Origin of the sequence: Nocardia flavorosea NBRC 108225, assembly GCF_001613385.1 — a bacterium.
GTDB lineage: Bacteria > Actinomycetota > Actinomycetes > Mycobacteriales > Mycobacteriaceae > Nocardia > Nocardia flavorosea.
On record NZ_BDCG01000021.1, the window covers coordinates 18,585 to 36,737 of the forward strand.

Consider the following 18,153-nt stretch of genomic DNA (forward strand, 5'->3'; position numbering starts at 1 on the left):
TGGTGCTTCCCTTCCAGTCCGAGGCCTTCATGCACTTCTTTCCCGCAGACCGCACGCCGATCGGCCACGCCGTCCGGACCGTCCCTCCCGTGCCCGCATCTCGAACGGTGGTCGAGAGCCTGCGCACCCACTCCACGAAGCAGGTTCCGTTCTCCGTGGAGTTCAACCCGCCCCGAGACGCCGACGGCGAGGCCCGGTTGTGGCGCACCGTCCGGCAGTTCGAGCGCATGCACCCCGCATTCGTATCGATGACCTACGGTGCGGGCGGTTCCACCAAGGACCGCACCGCCCGCATCACCGGGCAGCTGGCCCAGCAGACCACCCTGCTGCCGGTAGCGCATCTGACCGCGATCGGGCACAGCGTGGCCGAACTGCGCGCGCTCGTCGGTTCCTACGCCGACTGCGGCATCCGCAACATCCTCGTCCTGCGCGGAGATCCGCCGGGCGACCCCCTCGGCGACTGGCACAGTCATCCGGCCGGTGTCACCTATGCCGAGGAACTGGTTCGGATCGTGCGCGAGCTCGGCGACTTCAATGTCGGCGTCGCCTCTTTTCCCCAAGGCCATCACCGGTCCCCGGATCTGGAGACCGACACCGCATTCCTGGCCGCGAAACTCCGCGCCGGAGCCGATTATTCGATCACCCAGATGTTCTTCGACATCGAGCACTACCTGCGGTTGCGCGACCGCATCACCGCCCACGATCCGGTCGAGGGCGCGAAACCGATCATCCCCGAACTGATGCCGATCACCTCACTACGCACTGTGCGCCGGGCGGTGGAGTTGTCCGGGCGGGAGTTACCGGCCGCCGTGCTGGATCGGCTGCGCAAGGCTGCGGGAGACGGCCCGCAGGAGAACCGCGAGGCGGTTCGCACGGCAGGTATCGAGATCGCCACGGAGATGGCGCAACGGCTTATCGACGAGGGTGCGCCGTGTCTGCATTTCATCACTCTCAACTTCGCCAAGGCCACGACCCAGGTGCTCACCGATCTCGGCTACGAAGTGACGGCAGCGCCTCGGCCGGCGCCGCGCTCTCGGTCGGCTGCCGTCGGCAGGTAGCGGACATTGCGAGCGCTGTGGCAGTCGACCCGGATCGGGCTACCCGACTGCGGAAAGGACAACGGCCGAGCGACGGCCTACGGCTCGGACAAGATGAGGAACAGTCCTGTGGCTGATGTCGCCGGGCGATCGATGTTCGGTGTCACGCGTTTCGACGATCGCCGGAGCGGACGGAGCATGGTTTCCGGGACGCGGGTGCCGTGATCAGCGCGCGAAAGCTCGACGGTGCGAAATCTGCGCCGGCCCGCGCGGAGGAACTCGCTCGCCGAGGCAACTGGGTGTATGGATTCGTGTCCTACGAGGCGGCTCCTGCATTCGACCCGGCGCTGCATGTTCGAGACCACACCGGGGCGGGCTTTACTGATCGCCGAAGCGGTCGACATCCCCCTAGCGCACCGGTGATCTCGCCGGCCGCGTCGACCGTGGTCGCGGTGCAGGGACTGAGTATGTCGCGTATCGTTCGGCGGCGCTACGCGGGCGCAGACTCGAGCAAGCCCCGCGGTTACCCCGCGCTTTCGTCGTCGATGCGACGTCGGCGCCAGATGGCTACCGGGGGAGAGAGATGATCGCGGAACCGGAGGCGCAACGTCGGTCGTGTAGCTTATTACCTGGTCAGCCGCCTGATGGGGTGTCGTGCGTCGACTCGAGCGTAGCCAGCCAGCAGGCTGCGTGGTCTACCGGTCGACTTGACGTTCTGACGACCGGTCATCGAGGGTCGAATGTTCGTTGTGGCGGTAGCTTCGGGATAGGTTGGACTCAGGGCCGTGCGATGGGTCCCGACGGTAGTTTCTCGCTGCACACGGTTTTTCCGTTGTGGCTGAACGTAATCGCCTGGATGGCAGCGTGCTGGTGCGCCCGTGTTCATTGCCATGGCAGGGGCCGGGCGTTGGGGCGATGCTGAACGTCGATACCGCGCCCCGCTGATGACTCTCATGAACCTCTTCGTGGGGGTCAGGGGTTCGAGTCCCCTTAGCTCCACTGAAGTTGCAGGTCAGGACCATTCTAAATTTGGTCCTGACCTGCTTTTCGTTTCTAGCCCCCGTGTGCCCCCGTATTGGTTATCGATTCTGTTCGGCCTGGTGCCACCTGGGCGGTCGTCCACCCGCTGGGGCTCTCGCCGGAGCCGGGCCGGTGTCCCTGACGGGGCAGGCAAACGCGGGCAACTGGAAGCGCCTGGTCATTGCGGATCGGCCTTCGATCTGGCGATGCGCGGCCCGCCGGTTCAGGGCGGCTCCCGTCCTGTCTCGATGCGCCACGGCGATCCACGTCGAGAAGGGGAACGTCTACGAACTGAACTGATGGCAGGGGGCTATGCTTGAATGACTGACTATCAGTCATTCGTTCGGTAACGTGAGGGAGTGAAGGCGACGGTGGAAGTGGCAGGGCTGCCGTCGGGCCTCAGAACGCGGCGCTCGGTGTCGAGCGCCGGTCCCGCACCCGGTGTGGGGTGTGATTTCGAGTCGTTGTCGGTTCGGCGGCCCGCCTCGTGACCTCAGTCCTGCGGGAAAGTGCTGGGCGGTTCAGTGCTCGGCGTGGTTGCGGCCTGGTAGAGATCGGGATTCTCTATTTGACGACCAATATCGGCTATTCGTTCTTCTTCCTCGCCTTCGGCACGATTCTGCTGGAGGGAGGGGTGCCGCTGGGGACGGTCGCGCTGGTCAACCTGTTGGGGGCTTTGTACGCCGCGCGATTCCTGCTCGCTCCGGTCGTGGACAGGTTCGGGTGGGTGCGTTTCGGCCACTACCGTGGGTGGTTGATCTGCACTCAACTGGCACTACTCGTCGTCTTGGCCGGTCTGGCCTCTCTTGATCCGGTGCAAGACCTTCCGGTGGTGCTGGTGGTGATGGGGTTCGTGCTCGTTCTCTCGGCGTTCCACGACACTGCACTCAACGGTTTGGCTGTTCGATCGATCGCTCCGGCGGAACACGGTGTCGCCAACGGAATACAGATCGGCGGTGCCAGCCTATCGGTGTTGATCGGGTCCAGCGGCGCCCTGTTGCTGTTTTCGCGGACGGGGTGGACGGTGACTGTGCTCGCTCTCGGCGCGGTCTTTCTCGTTCCGCTGATGTTGCTGGCCCGATTACGAGAACCGCCGATAGAGCAGCAGGCCGAGGCACCGGCATTATGGGCCACCCTCGCCGATTCTTTCCGCGGACCCCGGCGAGCGATGTGGATATTGTTGGTGATTCCGCTGTTCGGGCTCGCGGAGTGGCTCGGCACTGCGCCGCAGTCGGCCATGATGCTGGCCGCCGGCTGGTCGATGGACCGAATCGCGATCGTTCAATCGGTGGCGATGTCGGTGCAAGTAGTGGCGGCCTTTGCCGCAGGAATGATGATAACCCGTTGGGGTCGTTCGGCTTCCGCGCTCGTCTTCGGCACGGTCGGCGCTGTGGGCGTGCTGGCGCTGACGCCGGTGGCGGCAGGCTATTCCGCGCCGGTGCTCACGTCCCTGGCGGTGGTAGGGGTGGCTATTGCTTTCGGCGCGAAAATTACTTGGTTCGCAACTATTTCGATGCAACTCGCCCGTCGCGAAGTGGCGGCTACCGACTACTCCGTCCCGATGGCGCTCGAGAGTGCGGCCGTAACTGTGGTCAGTTCGGCCGGGTTGGCGATAGCAGCGGCGGTGGGATTCTCCTGGCTGCTGATGGGCGCTCTGGTCGCGGCCGCGGCCGGAACCGGAGTCGCGGTGGTGTGGGCTCGCGGGCGAGTGGGCCAGTGACCGGCCCACTCGCCCGCGGCCGCTTCTCAGGCCCGCGCCGTGATACGCCAGGTGCGCGCCAGATGCGCGTGCCGCAGGAGACCGGCGTAATAGCTCCCGGTTGCCTGTAGCTGTCGCGGGGTACCGGTTTCGGCGATGCGACCCGCCTGGTCCAGGGTGATGATCTGGTCGGCAGCCTCGAGGGTGGCCGGTCGATGCGCGATGACGACCACCGTACGTCCGGGGTCGTCGGCGAGTTCGGCGATGGCACGGCTCACGGCGTGTTCGTTCTCCGGGTCCAGTGCCGAGGCGGCTTCATCGATCAGGACGATGGGGGCGTTCTCGAGCAGGGCTCGGGCGATGGAGACCCGTTGACGTTCACCGCCGGAGAGCGCAGAGCCCCCCTCGCCGACACGGGTGTTCCAGCCGTCGGGAAGCCGGTCCACGAGATCGTCGAGCCGGGCGGCACGGGCGACGCGCGCCAGGTCGCCGGGGGTCGCGTGCGGGTTCGCGATCCGCAGGTTCGCCTCGATGGTGTCATCGAAAAGGTAAACGTCCTGGAAGATTATGGCGATATGGTCGAGCAGCGTGGCCGGGTCGTAGTCGCGGACATCGACACCGCCGATCTGCACGGATCCGCTATCGGGGTCGAAGAAGCGCGCGATGAGTTTCGTGATGGTGGTCTTGCCCGACCCGGAAGGGCCGATGAGTGCGGTGGTGCTGCCGGCCGGGCAGCTGAAGCCGAGGCCGGTGACCGCGGGTTCGGCGCTGCCCGGGTAGGTGAAGGTCACGTCGGTGAATTCGATGGAAGAGGACGCTATCCCGGTACGAGGTGCTCGGGGCGCCGGCAGGGTCGGGGTGTCGAGCAGGGCGCCGACCCGGCCGACCGCGTTGTCCATGGCGTGCAGGGCGCCGATGAGTTCGATGAGATTGCTCAACGGTTCCAGGAATCGGACCGCCAGTACAAGCAAGGCGATGGCCTCGGGCATGCTGATCGAATCCTCGACGAGCAGAACTGTGGTGAGAAGCAGTACCGCGAGGAAACCGGCCAATACTACGGCGGTATAGGTGAGGTCGGGCACCATCGCGCGGCGCAGTCCGCGTTCGTAGACATCCCGATGCTCGTCCAGCGCTCGACGCATCGGTGCGGCCCCGGTACGAGCCCGCCCCGCCGCGCGTAGAACCGGTTGTGCCTGGCCCAGTTCGATTGCCCGGCCGGCGATATCGGCCGCCGCTCGTTCGAGATCACGCTCCACGGCAGAGGAGATTTGCCCTGCGCGGCGTAGCGCGGCCAGCGCGGCGGGCAGGATGAGCGCTGAGAGCACCGCGATACGCCAGTCGACGGCGACCGTGACAGCGACGATGGTCAGCGGGGTGAGCACCGCGGTGATGGCCGGTCCGCCGGTACTGACAGCGAGTTGTCCGATATTGCCGGCATCGGCGGTGAGTGCCCGGGTCAACCGGGATTTGTTCTCGGGGGTGAACCAACCCAACGGCAGTTGGGCAGCATGCTGTACGAGACGTCGCCGCAATTGGCCCGCTACCTCGTTGGCCGCGGCGAACCCGATGGGTGTGGCGATAATCGTGAGCAGACCGTACGCGAGTAGGCCGACCGCAGCGGCCACCAGCCACGGTGCTGCCCCGGTGAAGTCGGGTTCCGGCTGCACCAGTGCCCGAAGGATCGGAACGAGCGCGCCGAGCAGCAAACCCTGCAGAACGGCTTGGGCGGCGTTCAGCGCGCCGAGACGCAGGATCAATTTCGGGTGCGGAACCAGCGAGTAGAGGTGGCGGATCATAGATTTGTCCCTGTCTGCCACGCGCGGTACGCGCGGGCGAAAATACCGTCGAGGTGGAGGAGTTCAGCGGCAGTGCCGTATTCGGCAAGCCGTCCGTCCTGGAAAACCGCGAAAGTCTCGGGTCTTCCGGTGGCCGAGACGATGGATACCGTCAGACCGTGCGCCAGGTCCGTCAATGCGGACTCTGGTGTGTATGTGGTGTAGCCGGCGGGAACGACTACCAACGCGGCGCCGGGCAGCCGGGGCAATACCGCGAACGGCCGATAGCGAGTCATCGACCGGTTTCGGTGTGCTGCGTCCGCCACATCCGTGCGTACAAGCCGTCGCTGCGGAGCAGTTCGTCGTGGGTACCCCGCTCGGCAATGCGGCCCGCGTCGAGCACAAGGATCTGATCGGCCGTGGCGACGGTATGGAGGCGATGGGCGATCACGATCACTGTCTTGTCCTGCACCAGACGCGAGAGGGCTTGCTGGACGGCAATTTCACTGTCCGGGTCCAGCGACGCGGTCGCTTCGTCGAGGACCACGATGGGCGCGTCGGAGACGATCGCCCGGGCGATACTCACACGCTGACGCTCACCGCCGGACAGGTCGGCACCTTCGCTGAGAACAGTGTTGTAGCCGAGTGGTAGCGCCTCGATGACATCGTGGATCTGCGCCGCGCGCGCAGCATCGCGCACTGCCTTGTCATCGGCGCCCGGCGCGCCGATGCGAATGTTCTCGGTGACGGTGTCACGCAGTAGCGTCACGTCCTGGAACACCAGCGACAGCGAGGCGAGCAGCGTGCCGTGCGCCATTTCGCGGATATCGACCCCGCCGATACGGATCGAGCCCTGTGTGACGTCGTAGAAACGAGGTATCAGACCGGCAAGGGTGGATTTCCCGGCACCGGAAGGGCCCACCACGGCGGTGACAGTGCCCGGTTCGCAAACCGCGGTGACTCCATCCAACGCCGGACGCCGGCCGTCGTAGGAGAATGTCACTCGGTCCAGCTCCAGCCGGCTGCCCTCCGGTGTTCGCGGCGTGGAGGTTTCGGGAAGGGGGGTGCGAATCAGCAGCGACTCGATGTTCTGTGCCGCGCTGCGCCCCTTACGAAGACCTTGCGAACCGTGGATGGCCGGGTTGATCGCCGTCGGCAGGCCCACACCGACAACGAGGAACGGTAAGACCTCGGCCATGGACGCGGAACCCATGTATACCAGCGCGATTCCGGCGCCGCCCAGGACAGCGAGGAGCGTCATCTCCGAGGCGAGCAAGCGCGCGAATGCCGTGCTGTACCGCGTCTCGTTCGCCCAAGCGGTCAGCGCGCGCGCATGTTCTGTGATCGCCTCGTCGAATCGCTGTTGAATACGTCCGCCCGTCCCGGAGGCCTTGACCACCGCGATACCGTCCGCGAATTCCACGCCGGCTGCGCCGATACGGGCTTCGGCGGCGAGCAACCGTTCCATATGTGCGGTCATCGACCGCATCGCCACCCGGTAGCTGATCCCCAGCAGCGCCAGCGCGCCGACTGCGATCGCCGTCAGTGCCGGGTCGACGAAGGCCAGATAGGTCACGCCGATCGCGACGGAGACCGCGGCGCCGACCATCTCTCCCAGCGCGTGCGCGATGAGCTGGTGCATCTCCTCGAGGTCGTTGGTCATCCGTTTGTTGACCTGTGCCGATCCGCTGGAGCGGAACCAGCCCAACGGGAGGGTGCCGAGATGGCGCACGATCCGCACCCGCAATGTGTGCAGGATCTTCGCGTCCGCGAAATGCCCGAGCCGCGACGACCCGAAGACGAAGAGCAGGCGAAGGGCGGCGCCGAGGGCGCCGATCAGCACCCATGTCCAGACCGTCGGGGCGGGATCCTCCGGCCCCCGGTCCAGAACCGTTCGAGCGATCTCCGCGACCGCGATATAGGGAACGACGCCGCAGGCCGACGCGAGCGCGGATAGAGCTGCACATCCGATCAAGTGGTTGCGAACCGGTTCGAGCAGCCGGGTCAGCGCCCCGACCGGCGCGAGGCGGTTGCGCGGTGGCTCGCCGGGCGGGCTTTCCGGCGGCGTTGCGGGCGAGATGGTGGTGGCCATGATCCTCCGAGTCCTGAATATGCCGACTGACCGTCAGTCAGTACGGTATTAGGCAACCCTCAGCAAGGCAAGTGCGACCGAGGTCGCGACGGCTCCCGGAATGGCGGGTCGGTAGTATCGGGCCGGCGAAGGGAGCGACTGTGACCCGGACGAAACCGCCGGCTCAGCGGCGTGGTGAGCTACTGGACGCGGCGGAACAACTGCTGGTGACCAAGGGCGTGGACGCATTCACCATCGACGACGTCACGGTTAACGCCGGAGTCGCCAAAGGTACTTTCTACCTGCACTTCTCCAATAAGGCGGACCTGCTCAACGCCCTGCGCGATCGCTATGTACGCCGCTTCGCCGACTCTCAGCTCGCATCGGCCCGGCGAGTTGCCGGGGTTGCCGGCATCGAGGCGTGGATGCATGCAGGAGTAGGCGAGTACCTACGCGAAATCAGATTGCACGATGTCCTGTTCCACCCGGCGACCTACGATCGGGAAGCGCCGAACCCGCCCGTCGAAACGCTGACTCAGCTGCTTGCGGAGTTGCAGCCGCCACCGGCCGACCCACTGGCGACAGCAGTGATCCTCTACTCGGCGATGCACGGAGCGACCGACCATATCGCGCACAAGCCCGGCGATGAGAAGCGCATGCTCGACGCGCTGACTCAGCTCTGCCGAGGGCTGCTGGCTCCTCGGGACAGCTGAACCGGCCCGTAGATTTCCTTGCCGAACTATGGATAACCGAATCGACTCACGGCCGTCCCGACCTGGCCGTCGGTGACAGGCTCGGACGCTTTCGGCCCTACGACGCCCTCGTCGCGCTCACCGGGCCCGGCCGTTGCTACCGGCGGTTTACCGGGTGATCCGAGACTGCTCGGGCGGCAGTCATCTTGCGTAACTCAGGACAGTCTTCGGCGGGATTGCTGTCCGGGCAGTCGAGCAACTGTCTCAAATGCGCTTTCGCGGCAGCCAGACGTTGTTGCTCCTGCTCGATCGCGTCGAGTCTTTCCAGGACGGCTGCTCGCCAACCGTAATTGTCCGTCGTGAGCACCTTGGTGATGTCCTCGATGCTCATCAGCCCGGTGTAGCGCCACAGCTGAATCAACCCGATCCGGTGCAGTTCCTCAGGGCCGTACAGGCGCCACCGCGACCGTAATTGCGCCGGGCGAATCAGTCCACAGTGCTCCCAGTAGCGCAATGCCGATTCGGCGAGACCGAATCGGTGAGCAGCCGCACCGATCCCGATCAAACCGTCGTCGCCCGAAGTGCTGCATGCCTTTTCAGTGTTACCCATCTCACCTGCTTTGCGTCGTTGTGGGCCTTGATCTCCAGCCGACTTCAGATGCTCCAGTTAGGCAATCCTAATAGCTCGGAGTGGAGGGAGGGTGCGGTCGCCGGCCGGTGTATGGATACGCCGGAACGCGCGAACAGACAGGTGGGGAGAGGTTCTGGGCACGAGGTATCGGCCAGGGCTCGGGCTGCACGGCACGCCCGCCCCGTATACGAAGTTTTTCGACCAACCAAGGGTGATCTTTGTGGAAAACGACTACTCGGAGACCGTGGTCATCGGTGCGGGACAACAAGGATGCGGAGTTGCCGCTGCCTTGCAGGATCTCGGCCGCGAAGCGCTTGTACTGGAAAAGGGTGAAATCGGGCAGGCTTGGGCTCATGAACGCTGGGACAGCTTGCTCATCGGAAGCGGGAATCGATCGGTTCGGTTTCCCGGCTGGGAATATGACGGTGACGACCCCGACGGTTTCCTGACAGGGCCGGAGTTGGCCGCTCACCTGCGTCGCTACGTGGCTGAGCGCAAACTGCGGGTGCGGGAGCACACGACCGTACGGGAGGTCGAATGCCGGCCGCATGCCTCCGACAGTGACGATGTGCGGTTCCGCACCCATCTGTCCGGCGGCGGGGTAATCGAATCACGGAATGTGGTGGCGGCGGTGGGTGGTTACGCCAAACCTCGAATACCTGCCTTCGCGGCGCGTATCGACGCTTCCATCGAACAGCTCCACTCGCATCGATACCGCAACCCCGAGTCTTTGCCGAACGGGTCCGTCCTCGTGGTCGGGGCGGGGATAAGCGGGCAGCAGATCGCCGACGAACTGGCGGATGCCGGGCGGCGCGTTGTCCTGTCCGTCGGACGTCACCGGGTCTTTCCTCGCTACTATCGCGGCCGCAACATAGGCGAGTGGATGTACATCTTCTCCATGTACGACGATTACGTCACAGTCGATTCCGGGAAGGCCGACAACGGAGATACCCCGCGACTGCCCGGTTTACCGGTGATCGCCGTGAAGGACGGCGTGGACGACCTCAATCTCGGTACGCTGGCCGACAAGGGAGTCGTTCTCATCGGGTCCGTACGTGACGCGAACGGCCTGGTTCTCGGTTTGCAGGACAATGTGGTCGCGGTCGCCGAGGCCAGTGCGAGTTCCGTTCGAGCGGTCCTGCACACCATCGATTCGGGACTGCGCAAGCGAGGCTTCGTAGCCCCGGAACAGTATCCGAAGCCCGCAGTGAACATGGAGAACATTTCCGACTTCGGTGACCGGATAAATCTCGCGGAGCACAACATTACGACGATCATCTGGTGTACCGGATTCGGGCCTGACTATCGGATCCTGCCGGAGCGGGCACTCGACACGCGCGGCGTGCCTATCCAGGACAAGGGCATTCTCGGAGCGATACCCGGTCTGTATTATGCAGGGCTACCGGACGGGGATTCGCTTGCTCCGACGTCCATCTCGGCCAATGTCGAGAACGGCCGATTCATTGCACGCCATGTTCATATCGACTACGTGATGCGTTCGGGCGCCGCGCAATCCGTCATAGCGCCTGGGTAACCCGTACCCGGTGCCCGCCCTCCCGCGGGCCCGGCTATCCACCACGCAGGTCCGTCGGTTGCCCGCTGCGCAGGACCGTCAACGTCGCCGGCACCTCGACTCGGAAACGAGCGTCACAGTTGGCGAATCCACCGCAGCGGGCAACCAGCTCGAGCCGGCCGTTCTCGAGAGTCCATGACTGTTCCTTCGCCGGGAGACCGAATTTCACACATCGATCCCCGGGAGCTGGCCGAGCTGGATCGCACTGTCCACGGTGATCGCTGTGCTCGTTGTGACCGGACGATTTCGGGCGTTGAGCCCACATCCCGAGATACGCCCAAGCGGTAAATCCTGCGAGAGTCGGGGAGGTCCGGCTACCGGTAGCGCCTCGGGAACATCACGGTAGTGACGGAATCCTCCGAGGGCCCTATGTCGATGTGTGGCCGTCCTGCACGGATGCGCGTGCGGCATCCGAGAGCAAGGATGTTGCGAGACGCAGGGCAGGCCGGTTCATCCGTCCCTGATTGGCTGCCAGGAAGTTCAGTAGGCGTTGCTGATCTATCTTGCCGACCTCGCGAAGCGCTGTTCCGACGGGTTTGGTGACCAGTTCGGAGGTGTCGTCCACAAGCAGTTCTGCCAGTGCCAGTGGGTCGTCGATATCTCCTTGCCGGATGAGCCAGAAGGATGCGGTTATCGCGGTACGCCGTTCGATCGCTTCGGTAGAGCGCGCCAGGTCGAACAGCGGCCGACGTGATTTGTCCAGCAGATACCAGCCGATCACCCGCGGGGCCGCCCTGTCGACAAGGTCCCACATGTTGATGTACTCGTGATTGTGCAGGTACATCTCGTATAGCTGACGTCGCTCATCATCGGTCAAAGACCGGCGGCGTGCTTTGAAATCGAGAACAGCCACGCCGACCATGCGAATCTCGTACCATGAACTCGCGAGCAATTCGGGGATATGGCCCAGGCCCACATCCGTCCATGCCTTGGCAATGTCGAAAACGTCCTTCATTCGGACGCCGATCGCTTCGACTCCGCTGTCCGAGGGGAGGCGACGGGTGATTTTGTTTTTTTCGGGCACACTTCGTACGGATTCCAGGCCATCACGGATCTGAACGTGGGGGGTGGTCATGCAGATGATTCCCTTCACTCGTGGCTGACACGGTTGTCCCCGACCCCGAGGAAACTCTGAGTATGCGGCCGCGGCGCACGGCACCGGTGTCGAACTCTCCGGTGGTAGCGGCCGGACTGGCTCTACACTGTTCGGTCCTCGGCCGTTTACCGGTAGCCTCTGGCATCTGCGGGCTACCTGCGTCCTGGACCTCGCGAACATGACACCGGCCGCCCGGGCGGAATCCGTCGATACTCGTAAACCATACGTGAGCCAGTTACCCGTCCGACAGTGACCGGACGTTCCAGCGAGAGCAGGCGGGATCGGCAGCGAGTGCGGCGATCGATCGAAGTTTTCGCGAGGTCGTAGGACGGCGAGCGCCGCATCGGCGGCCGTGCACGTGTTGCTTTGCCACACAGGACAGGGGGCGGGTGACCAGCCCGAACTCCTAGCGGTGGGAGGTCTGCACCGTGCTGGCCGATACCGAGCACTTCGGCGCCGAATCGACGTGCGCCGGGAAGGACGACGGCGAGGCGGTGCAGGCGTGCTGCGGCACCGGCAGCGCAGAGCACGCGCCCAAGGCGGCGGAATCGGCGGTGGCGGGCTGCGCGCCGGCCGCCGCCGAATAGACACCCGGGTTACGGCGGGATTGATGTGCAAACCGCGCCCGCGGCAGCGGTAGACGCCCTGCCGCGGGCGACACCGGGAAGGCGTAATAGAGGATGCCCCAGCTCGATATCTGGGTCAGGCACCGCACTGCCAGCACTCGGCGGCGCCCTGCTGGGGGGGAATCGACCGAGAACGAGCTGTCCGAGAGCTCGCTCACATCTCACGAACCGAATGTCTGACGTCGTCGTCGAACAGACCAACCCGGACCGGCAGCTCGGGCACCGGCTTGCCGCCACCTGAAATTGATCCCCTTGCGGACCGAACTCGCTGATATGGGCTGCGGCACGGAAGTTCTGGCGATCTTCGACTGCCGAGCGAAAGCCGTTCCCATTACGGAACGCACCGAGATCACCATGTGCGACACTGGCGGCGTGCAACCGAAGCGTAGGGTTCACTTCGTGGGTAGCTTGCCCGCACAGTTGGACAGTCCGGCAAAGGCAATGGCGTTCGCCGTCGACACGGCCGGTGAGTTCCTGGACGGCACGGTTCCCGGCGGTGAAGCGGATCCCTATCGTGCCCAGTGGTACATCAGACCCATCATCGACCGGCTCGACAGCATCCCGGCGCTGGCGCCGGTGCGCCGCGGTGATTGGTCGACGCTGCGTTCCCGCAACACCTTCCGGCTCCGGGCGGGCCGGTCGCTGGGCGAAGCGGATATCGACACCGCGCTCGGCTACGCGGAGGAGGCCGGGCGTGCCACCGTGGCATTGGCCGATATGCGTCGAACCGATCCCGGACTACGCTTACAGGTGGGTATTCCGACGCCGTTCGTCATCGGCTTCATCGCCTTCGAGGCACGGATGCTCGTGTTGCGTCGGCGCTCGGCCCGCCGCGGAGACCGAAGCTTCCCCTATTACCGCCCGATCTTCGACGCCACCGTCAGGGAGATCAACCGAATCCATGAGACGTTGCGGGACAACGTCGTATTCCAACTCGAACTGCCCGCGGAGACGCTCCTCTGCGGGCACGCACCTGCGGTCCTGCGGCAGGCCGTGGCCGCCGCGGCAGGCCGGGCGATCGCACGCCTCGTCGCACGGGCGCCCCATGATGCCCGTTTCGGAGTGCACCTTTGCTACGGGAGCCTCGGCGACAAACCGGTCGTGGCGCCGAGATCGACGGCCCCGGTAGTCACGCTGGCCAACGCGATAGCCCGATACTGGCCTGCGGGAAGACATCTCGAATTCGTTCACCTTCCCATCGGTGACGGCACACAGGCGCCGGTGCGGCCGCGGTACTACGGGCCCCTGGCACGCCTCGAATTGCCTGCCGCTACCCGTCTTGTCGCCGGCCTTGCACATCCGACGCAGCCGCTTACTCAAGCACGGCAGAGTTTGACGGTGGCGGAGTCGGCCTACGGCGGCCTGGTGGATGTCGCGGCCCCATGTGGTCTGGGCCGATATGACACCGTCGACCGGGCGCGGTCCGCAGTGGCACACGCAGTCGCCTTGGCCGAAACCGATCCGTAAACGGCCGATGGTCACCGCGACCGCGGCCGCCCGTCGTAGTCGGTCCGAGCCGCCTCGGAGCCGACTCCCGCGCCTGGCAACGTTCGGGCCTCCACAGACAGGCTCGTACCGGCATCGGTGGTGCACGGATCGCGGCACATGTTCGATAACAGGCGATCTCCCGCAGGAACGCACACATCAAGCAGCCTTCGGATACGATTACGCCCGTGGCCGAAGGAGTCGAAGAGACTGTGCCGGAGGGCAACCGAATACCGCGCCCGTTCGACACCGAACAGCTGACTTCCGCCCGGGTGTACAACTACCTGTTGGGCGGAAAAGACAACTACGAAGCCGACCAAGACGTTGCCCATCAAATGTTGTCCAGCACACCCGAACTCAAGACGTTGGCCTGGTTCACTCGGAGTTTCATGCACAGAGCGGTCGCAATGGCCGCCGAGGCCGGTATCCGCCAGTTCATCGATCTCGGCTCCGGTATCCCGCACTCGCCCAATGTGCACGAGGTGGCTCGGGAGATCGAGCCGTCGGCGCGCGTGGTGTATGTCGACTACGACCAGGTCGCAGTCGCGCATTGCGAAGCGCTGCTGGCCCGATCTCCCGGTGTCGCGGCACTGCTGGGAGACGTTCGCCGGCCCCACGACGTCCTCGATCAGTTGGTCGAACACAACCTGATCGACCTCGATGAGCCTGTGGCCGTCACGCTCGTCAGTGTGTTGCATTACGTGATGGACGATGAACATCCCGCCGAGATCATTGCCGCCTTTCGTGAGCGGATGGCGCCGGGCAGTTATATCGCGATCACCCACGGCTCCAGTGAGTCCAGCCCGGAGATACTCCAGGTGCTCTCCGGCACCGACGCCACATCGGCCCAGGTCGCTTTTCGGTCCGCAGCGCAGACAGGGGCCTTGCTCGCCGGCTTCGAATTGCTCGAACCCGGCGTGGTGCCGGTACAGCAATGGCTCCGCCCCGACCTGCCGGACACCCGGATGATCATGCTCGGAGCCATCGGCCTCAGGAGATGAAAATGAAGATTCGCACCATTGTCGCCGGCGTCCTGTCGACGGTCGCCACGGTCGTCACGATCACGACCGCCGCTGCCGTGGTCCATGCCCCTGTCGCCTCCGCGGCTCCCGGCGAGTTCCTCATCACCCGAAAGGTCCCCACCCTTGCCGATCTCGACGCGCAGGTCGCGTTCCTGATCGAAACGCCTGCCTCCGATGAGGCCAAGGCGGCCAATATGGAAGGCGGCATGAGGGCGGTCGTGGTTGCCCGCACCCTCTACAACATCGGTCTGTACCGAGCTCCGCGCGGATCGAACGAGATCACCGGTCCCGAAACCCACGACGGTGACGTGCACACCGCCATGCTGCGCAGCAAGACAGCGGGGCAACCGGATCTGGTCGCGCGCGTGGTCTGGAAGCGTATCGATGGTGTCTGGAAGCTGTCCAACAGTTCCGTGTGTGAGGGCGTGAAGGCCGTGGGACTGGCGATGGCCTGCGATTTCTGACAATCTTCGAGCCCCGTGATCGACATCCGTGACCTTATCCTGAGCTACTCGGGCGTCAGCGTCCTCGAAGTCCCCGAATTGACCGTGGCCGACGGGACACTGACCTACCTGATCGGCCTCAACGGCACCGGCAAGACCACACTGCTGCGGAGTATCTGCGGTGTGATCGCGCCCGCCGCCGGCACTGTCCGGGTCGACGGCGTCCTTATCCGGGACCACCACACCACACCGGCAACTCTCGGACTGCATCTCAACTACCGAGCCTTCGACCCACGCCACACGGCGCGCCGGCATCTGCGCTGGATCGCCCGCGCCCGTGGACTTCCCACCGGGCGGGTCGGCGATGTCCTGGAGATCGTCGAGCTCGCCCGGGTCGCCGATCGCCGATTGGGGCACTACTCGCTCGGTATGCTCCAACGTGTCGGCATCGCCGCCGCCTTACTCTCCGAGCCCCGAACCCTGTTGCTCGACGAGCCGCTCAACGGCCTCGATATCGCGGGCATCCGCTGGCTCCGCGAACTGCTGCGCGACCTCGCCGATACCGGGACCTGTGTCCTGGTTGCCACGCATCTGCTCGACGAGGTCGAACGCAACGCCGACCATATCGTCATCCTCGGAAACCGGCGCGTTCTGGCCGACGAGCCGTTTGCTCAGCTCATGAACACCTTGGGCCCTGGCGAGACGAGCCTCGAAGACGCCTATCTGCGAATCGCCGGCCTGCCCATCGACACCACGTCCGGCGCGGCCCAATGAACAGTCCCGGTCCGGCCACCCTCATCCGCCGCGGCGTCGCCGCCGAATGGACCCGCACCACCGGGCGCAGTTTCCTGTGGACCGCCGCGGTACCCCTCACCTTTCTGCTGCCGCTGTCCGTCACGTTCGGAATCGCCGCTGTCGCAGAACGACTCGCGGACCTACCCGGCCAGAGCTATGTGGCCACGGTTTCCACAACCAACTCGGTGTACTGGGTGATCACCTTGTCCGTATCGGTCATGGCCGTCACCGCCGCATACGCCCACGCCTCGCAATGGCGCGGTGAGACAAGCGATCTCAACGCCTTCCTGTTTCCCCGGTCCTGGACTGTCGCGTTGGCCCGGTGGTTCTACTACGGAGCCATCGCGGCGGTATCGACAGTCGTCGTGCTCGTCGTCGTGATGGTCACGCTGCCACACCAGTTCCCCCAAATCTATGGGGCCGTGGACATCGGGGACCCAGCCGGTATCCGGTTCCTCTGGACCGTCCCGAGCTACGCGTTCGCCGCGTGCGGTGTGGGTGTCGCGGTCGGGTCGTTCATTCGTACCCCGTCCGCTGCCGTCGCGGTCCTCCTGTTCTGGGTCCATGTAGCAGAGATTTCCATGAATCTGCTGCCGCACGGGTACACCTTGCAGTCCTACGCCCCGTTTCTCAACGCTGTCGCCGCAACCGGCCAGGAAGTCGCCTTCGTCCCCCGTTTCGGCCGCGACGGGTCGCTGCTGTACTTCGTCCTCGTCTCGGTCGCCCTCTTCGTCACCACGGCGGTGATACCCGCCCTCATGCACAGGATCTCGATGTATCGCCGAGCGACGTTCACCAAATCCCGCACCTGATCCAAGGTGCCGGATGCGAGGTCGTCGCGGTTTTCGGACGCGGGATTACCCGGAGACCGGACGAACCTCGAGCGGAAGCTTTCCGATCCCCGGGATCGGGCCCATCGCTCGGGGAAGCTTCCCGGTGCCGATCGGATGAAACTCCCACTTCGACAACACACTGTGCAGCGTCGTCTGCAATGCCATCCACGCGAAATTGTTGCCGATACACATCTGATTGCCCATGCTGAACGGAACGAAGCACCGGGATTTCGACCCAGAACTCGAGTCCGACCACCGATCGGGGTCGAAAGTGTCCGGCTCTGCGAAAATGTCCGGGTTCCGGTGAACAGCGGCAAGGCTGTAGCCGATATCGGTCCCAGCCGGAAATGTGAAGCCGTCGAGATCGACCGCGGTGACGGTGCGTCTCGTTTGCAGTAGTGGTGAATGGACCCGCACGACCTCGTTCAGGAAACGGTTCAGATAGTCGAGTTGACCGAGGTCCCGCGGGGCGAGCTCGCCCGCTCCGGAGACCTCCTGCCGGAGAGTCGAAGCCATTTCCGGGCGCTGTGACAACTCGTACAGAGCCCACGTCAGCGTGGTGGTCGAGGGGTCGATACCGCCGAAAAGTACCGTCACGGCCTGCGCTGCCAGGAACTCGTCGCTGTGGTGTTCGTCTGCCGAGGCATCCAGCAGGATATCGAGCAGGTCGTTGCGGCGGCCACCACCGGCCCGGCGGGCGGCGATCAGATCCTGACAGTACTTCCGCAGTTGTGTTCCGGCAGACAGGAATTTGCGGTTCACCGGCAACGGCAGGCTCGCCAGCTTCTCGGGCAGCACACTGCCTACGAGGGCGCCGGCGCCTATGTCCTCGACCAGACCCGAAATGAATCGCAGCTCCCCGGTATCGGGTTCGTGCGAGAACATGCACTCGAGTACGTTGGCGATCACCACTTCCAACATGGCCGAACGAGCCTCGATGTTCTGGCCCGGCCGCCACGAGCTCGCCAACGCGTCCGCGTTCCGCTTCATCGTGTGCGCGTAGCTGTCCAACTCTGTTCGATGGAACGCCGGCTGCAGCAGACGACGAAGATCCCGGTGCTGCTCACCATCCGCCACAATCAGCGATTCCCTGAATATGAGACGGATGCGCTCGAAGAGGAGTCCTCGCTCGTAGGCGTCGGAGTTCTCGACCAACACCTTATGGAGTAGTTCGAAATCGGTGATGACATAGACAACACGGCTGACGATGTCGACACGTACGATTTTTCCCACGCGGGCCAGACCCGTCATGAATTGTACCGGATCGCGCCACATTTCCCAGCCGTGCCCTACCACAGGCAAACGGCCCGGCCCACGCGGGACCTCGCGCATGTCCACTCTGTCTTGCCCCTTCT

Annotated in this window: 17 protein-coding genes and 1 pseudogene; 10 read left to right on the top strand and 8 right to left on the bottom strand. The window is 64.7% G+C overall.

Annotation, left to right across the window (positions count from 1 at the left end; translation table 11 throughout):
- Nucleotides 1-107: 107 nt before the first annotated feature.
- Nucleotides 108-1,058: a methylenetetrahydrofolate reductase gene (locus NFL01S_RS26735; protein ID WP_062979080.1), complete on the top strand. Its 951-nt coding sequence runs from the start codon at nucleotides 108-110 to the stop codon at nucleotides 1,056-1,058.
- Nucleotides 1,059-2,625: 1,567 nt separating this feature from the next.
- Nucleotides 2,626-3,777, top strand: a complete 1,152-nt coding sequence (locus NFL01S_RS26745; protein WP_168433916.1) for an MFS transporter — start codon at nucleotides 2,626-2,628, stop codon at nucleotides 3,775-3,777.
- A 26-nt stretch (nucleotides 3,778-3,803) separates the two neighbouring features.
- Here NFL01S_RS26745 and NFL01S_RS26750 read toward each other — a convergent pair whose 3' ends face one another.
- Genes NFL01S_RS26750 through NFL01S_RS26760 form a run of 3 tightly spaced genes read right to left on the bottom strand, consistent with a single transcriptional unit; the run spans nucleotide 3,804 to nucleotide 7,623 of the window.
- Complete coding sequence (locus NFL01S_RS26750) at nucleotides 3,804-5,552, bottom strand: ABC transporter ATP-binding protein (RefSeq protein ID WP_062979083.1); 1,749 nt, start codon at nucleotides 5,550-5,552, stop codon at nucleotides 3,804-3,806.
- Nucleotides 5,549-5,827 carry an ABC transporter ATP-binding protein gene (locus tag NFL01S_RS26755; protein ID WP_062979084.1) on the bottom strand — a complete coding sequence of 93 codons (279 nt, stop codon included), beginning with the start codon at nucleotides 5,825-5,827 and terminating at the stop codon, nucleotides 5,549-5,551. Before NFL01S_RS26755 ends, NFL01S_RS26750 begins: the two co-directional genes overlap by 4 nt.
- A complete protein-coding gene (locus tag NFL01S_RS26760; protein WP_062979085.1) occupies nucleotides 5,824-7,623 on the bottom strand; it encodes an ABC transporter ATP-binding protein in 1,800 nt (599 codons plus the stop codon). The genes NFL01S_RS26755 and NFL01S_RS26760 overlap by 4 nt, the downstream gene beginning before the upstream one ends.
- Nucleotides 7,624-7,763: 140 nt before the next feature.
- Here NFL01S_RS26760 and NFL01S_RS26765 point away from each other — a divergent pair, with 140 nt between their 5' ends.
- On the top strand, nucleotides 7,764-8,315 hold the full coding sequence (locus NFL01S_RS26765; protein WP_062979086.1) for a TetR/AcrR family transcriptional regulator: 552 nt from the start codon (nucleotides 7,764-7,766) through the stop codon (nucleotides 8,313-8,315).
- Nucleotides 8,316-8,451: 136 nt separating this feature from the next.
- On the opposite strand, the gene NFL01S_RS26770 is transcribed toward NFL01S_RS26765, so the two are convergent.
- On the bottom strand, nucleotides 8,452-8,904 hold the full coding sequence (locus NFL01S_RS26770; protein WP_062979087.1) for a MerR family transcriptional regulator: 453 nt from the start codon (nucleotides 8,902-8,904) through the stop codon (nucleotides 8,452-8,454).
- A gap of 91 nt (nucleotides 8,905-8,995) precedes the next feature.
- Here NFL01S_RS26770 and NFL01S_RS26775 point away from each other — a divergent pair, with 91 nt between their 5' ends.
- Nucleotides 8,996-10,459, top strand: coding sequence for a flavin-containing monooxygenase (locus tag NFL01S_RS26775; protein WP_245670901.1), 1,464 nt, complete (start codon nucleotides 8,996-8,998; stop codon nucleotides 10,457-10,459).
- A 34-nt stretch (nucleotides 10,460-10,493) separates the two neighbouring features.
- Here NFL01S_RS26775 and NFL01S_RS35755 read toward each other — a convergent pair whose 3' ends face one another.
- Both NFL01S_RS35755 and NFL01S_RS26780 read right to left on the bottom strand, forming a co-directional pair.
- Nucleotides 10,494-10,667 carry a hypothetical protein gene (locus NFL01S_RS35755; RefSeq protein ID WP_157116973.1) on the bottom strand — a complete coding sequence of 58 codons (174 nt, stop codon included), beginning with the start codon at nucleotides 10,665-10,667 and terminating at the stop codon, nucleotides 10,494-10,496.
- Nucleotides 10,668-10,865: 198 nt separating this feature from the next.
- On the bottom strand, nucleotides 10,866-11,573 hold the full coding sequence (locus tag NFL01S_RS26780) for a DNA alkylation repair protein (RefSeq protein WP_063916062.1): 708 nt from the start codon (nucleotides 11,571-11,573) through the stop codon (nucleotides 10,866-10,868).
- Nucleotides 11,574-12,022: 449 nt separating this feature from the next.
- On the opposite strand from NFL01S_RS26780, the gene NFL01S_RS36185 reads away from it, so the two are divergent.
- Nucleotides 12,023-12,181 (top strand): hypothetical protein, encoded by a 159-nt coding sequence (locus NFL01S_RS36185; protein ID WP_168433913.1) that lies wholly within the window; start codon nucleotides 12,023-12,025, stop codon nucleotides 12,179-12,181.
- 71 nt (nucleotides 12,182-12,252) lie between these two features.
- On the opposite strand, the pseudogene NFL01S_RS37155 reads toward NFL01S_RS36185, so the two are convergent.
- Nucleotides 12,253-12,378: pseudogene (locus tag NFL01S_RS37155) on the bottom strand (MFS transporter); the annotation flags it as partial.
- Nucleotides 12,379-12,619: 241 nt separating this feature from the next.
- Here NFL01S_RS37155 and NFL01S_RS26785 point away from each other — a divergent pair.
- The 5 genes from NFL01S_RS26785 (at nucleotide 12,620) to NFL01S_RS26805 (ending at nucleotide 16,777) form a co-directional block, all read left to right on the top strand.
- On the top strand, nucleotides 12,620-13,687 hold the full coding sequence (locus tag NFL01S_RS26785) for a hypothetical protein (protein WP_157116975.1): 1,068 nt from the start codon (nucleotides 12,620-12,622) through the stop codon (nucleotides 13,685-13,687).
- Between the two features lie 206 nt (nucleotides 13,688-13,893).
- A complete protein-coding gene (locus NFL01S_RS26790) occupies nucleotides 13,894-14,706 on the top strand; it encodes an SAM-dependent methyltransferase (protein ID WP_084493292.1) in 813 nt (270 codons plus the stop codon).
- A gap of 2 nt (nucleotides 14,707-14,708) precedes the next feature.
- Nucleotides 14,709-15,191: an MTB12 C-terminal domain-containing protein gene (locus NFL01S_RS26795; RefSeq protein ID WP_063916053.1), complete on the top strand. Its 483-nt coding sequence runs from the start codon at nucleotides 14,709-14,711 to the stop codon at nucleotides 15,189-15,191.
- A 15-nt stretch (nucleotides 15,192-15,206) separates the two neighbouring features.
- Nucleotides 15,207-15,944: an ABC transporter ATP-binding protein gene (locus NFL01S_RS26800; RefSeq protein WP_062979091.1), complete on the top strand. Its 738-nt coding sequence runs from the start codon at nucleotides 15,207-15,209 to the stop codon at nucleotides 15,942-15,944.
- On the top strand, nucleotides 15,941-16,777 hold the full coding sequence (locus NFL01S_RS26805) for a hypothetical protein (protein ID WP_062979092.1): 837 nt from the start codon (nucleotides 15,941-15,943) through the stop codon (nucleotides 16,775-16,777). Before NFL01S_RS26800 ends, NFL01S_RS26805 begins: the two co-directional genes overlap by 4 nt.
- Before the next feature lie 45 nt (nucleotides 16,778-16,822).
- Here the strand turns inward: NFL01S_RS26805 and NFL01S_RS26810 are convergent, their stop codons facing one another.
- The gene (locus tag NFL01S_RS26810; protein WP_084493293.1) at nucleotides 16,823-18,130 is read right to left on the bottom strand and encodes a cytochrome P450; all 1,308 of its coding nucleotides are present in this window, start codon (nucleotides 18,128-18,130) and stop codon (nucleotides 16,823-16,825) included.
- Between the last annotated feature and the right edge of the window lie 23 nt (nucleotides 18,131-18,153).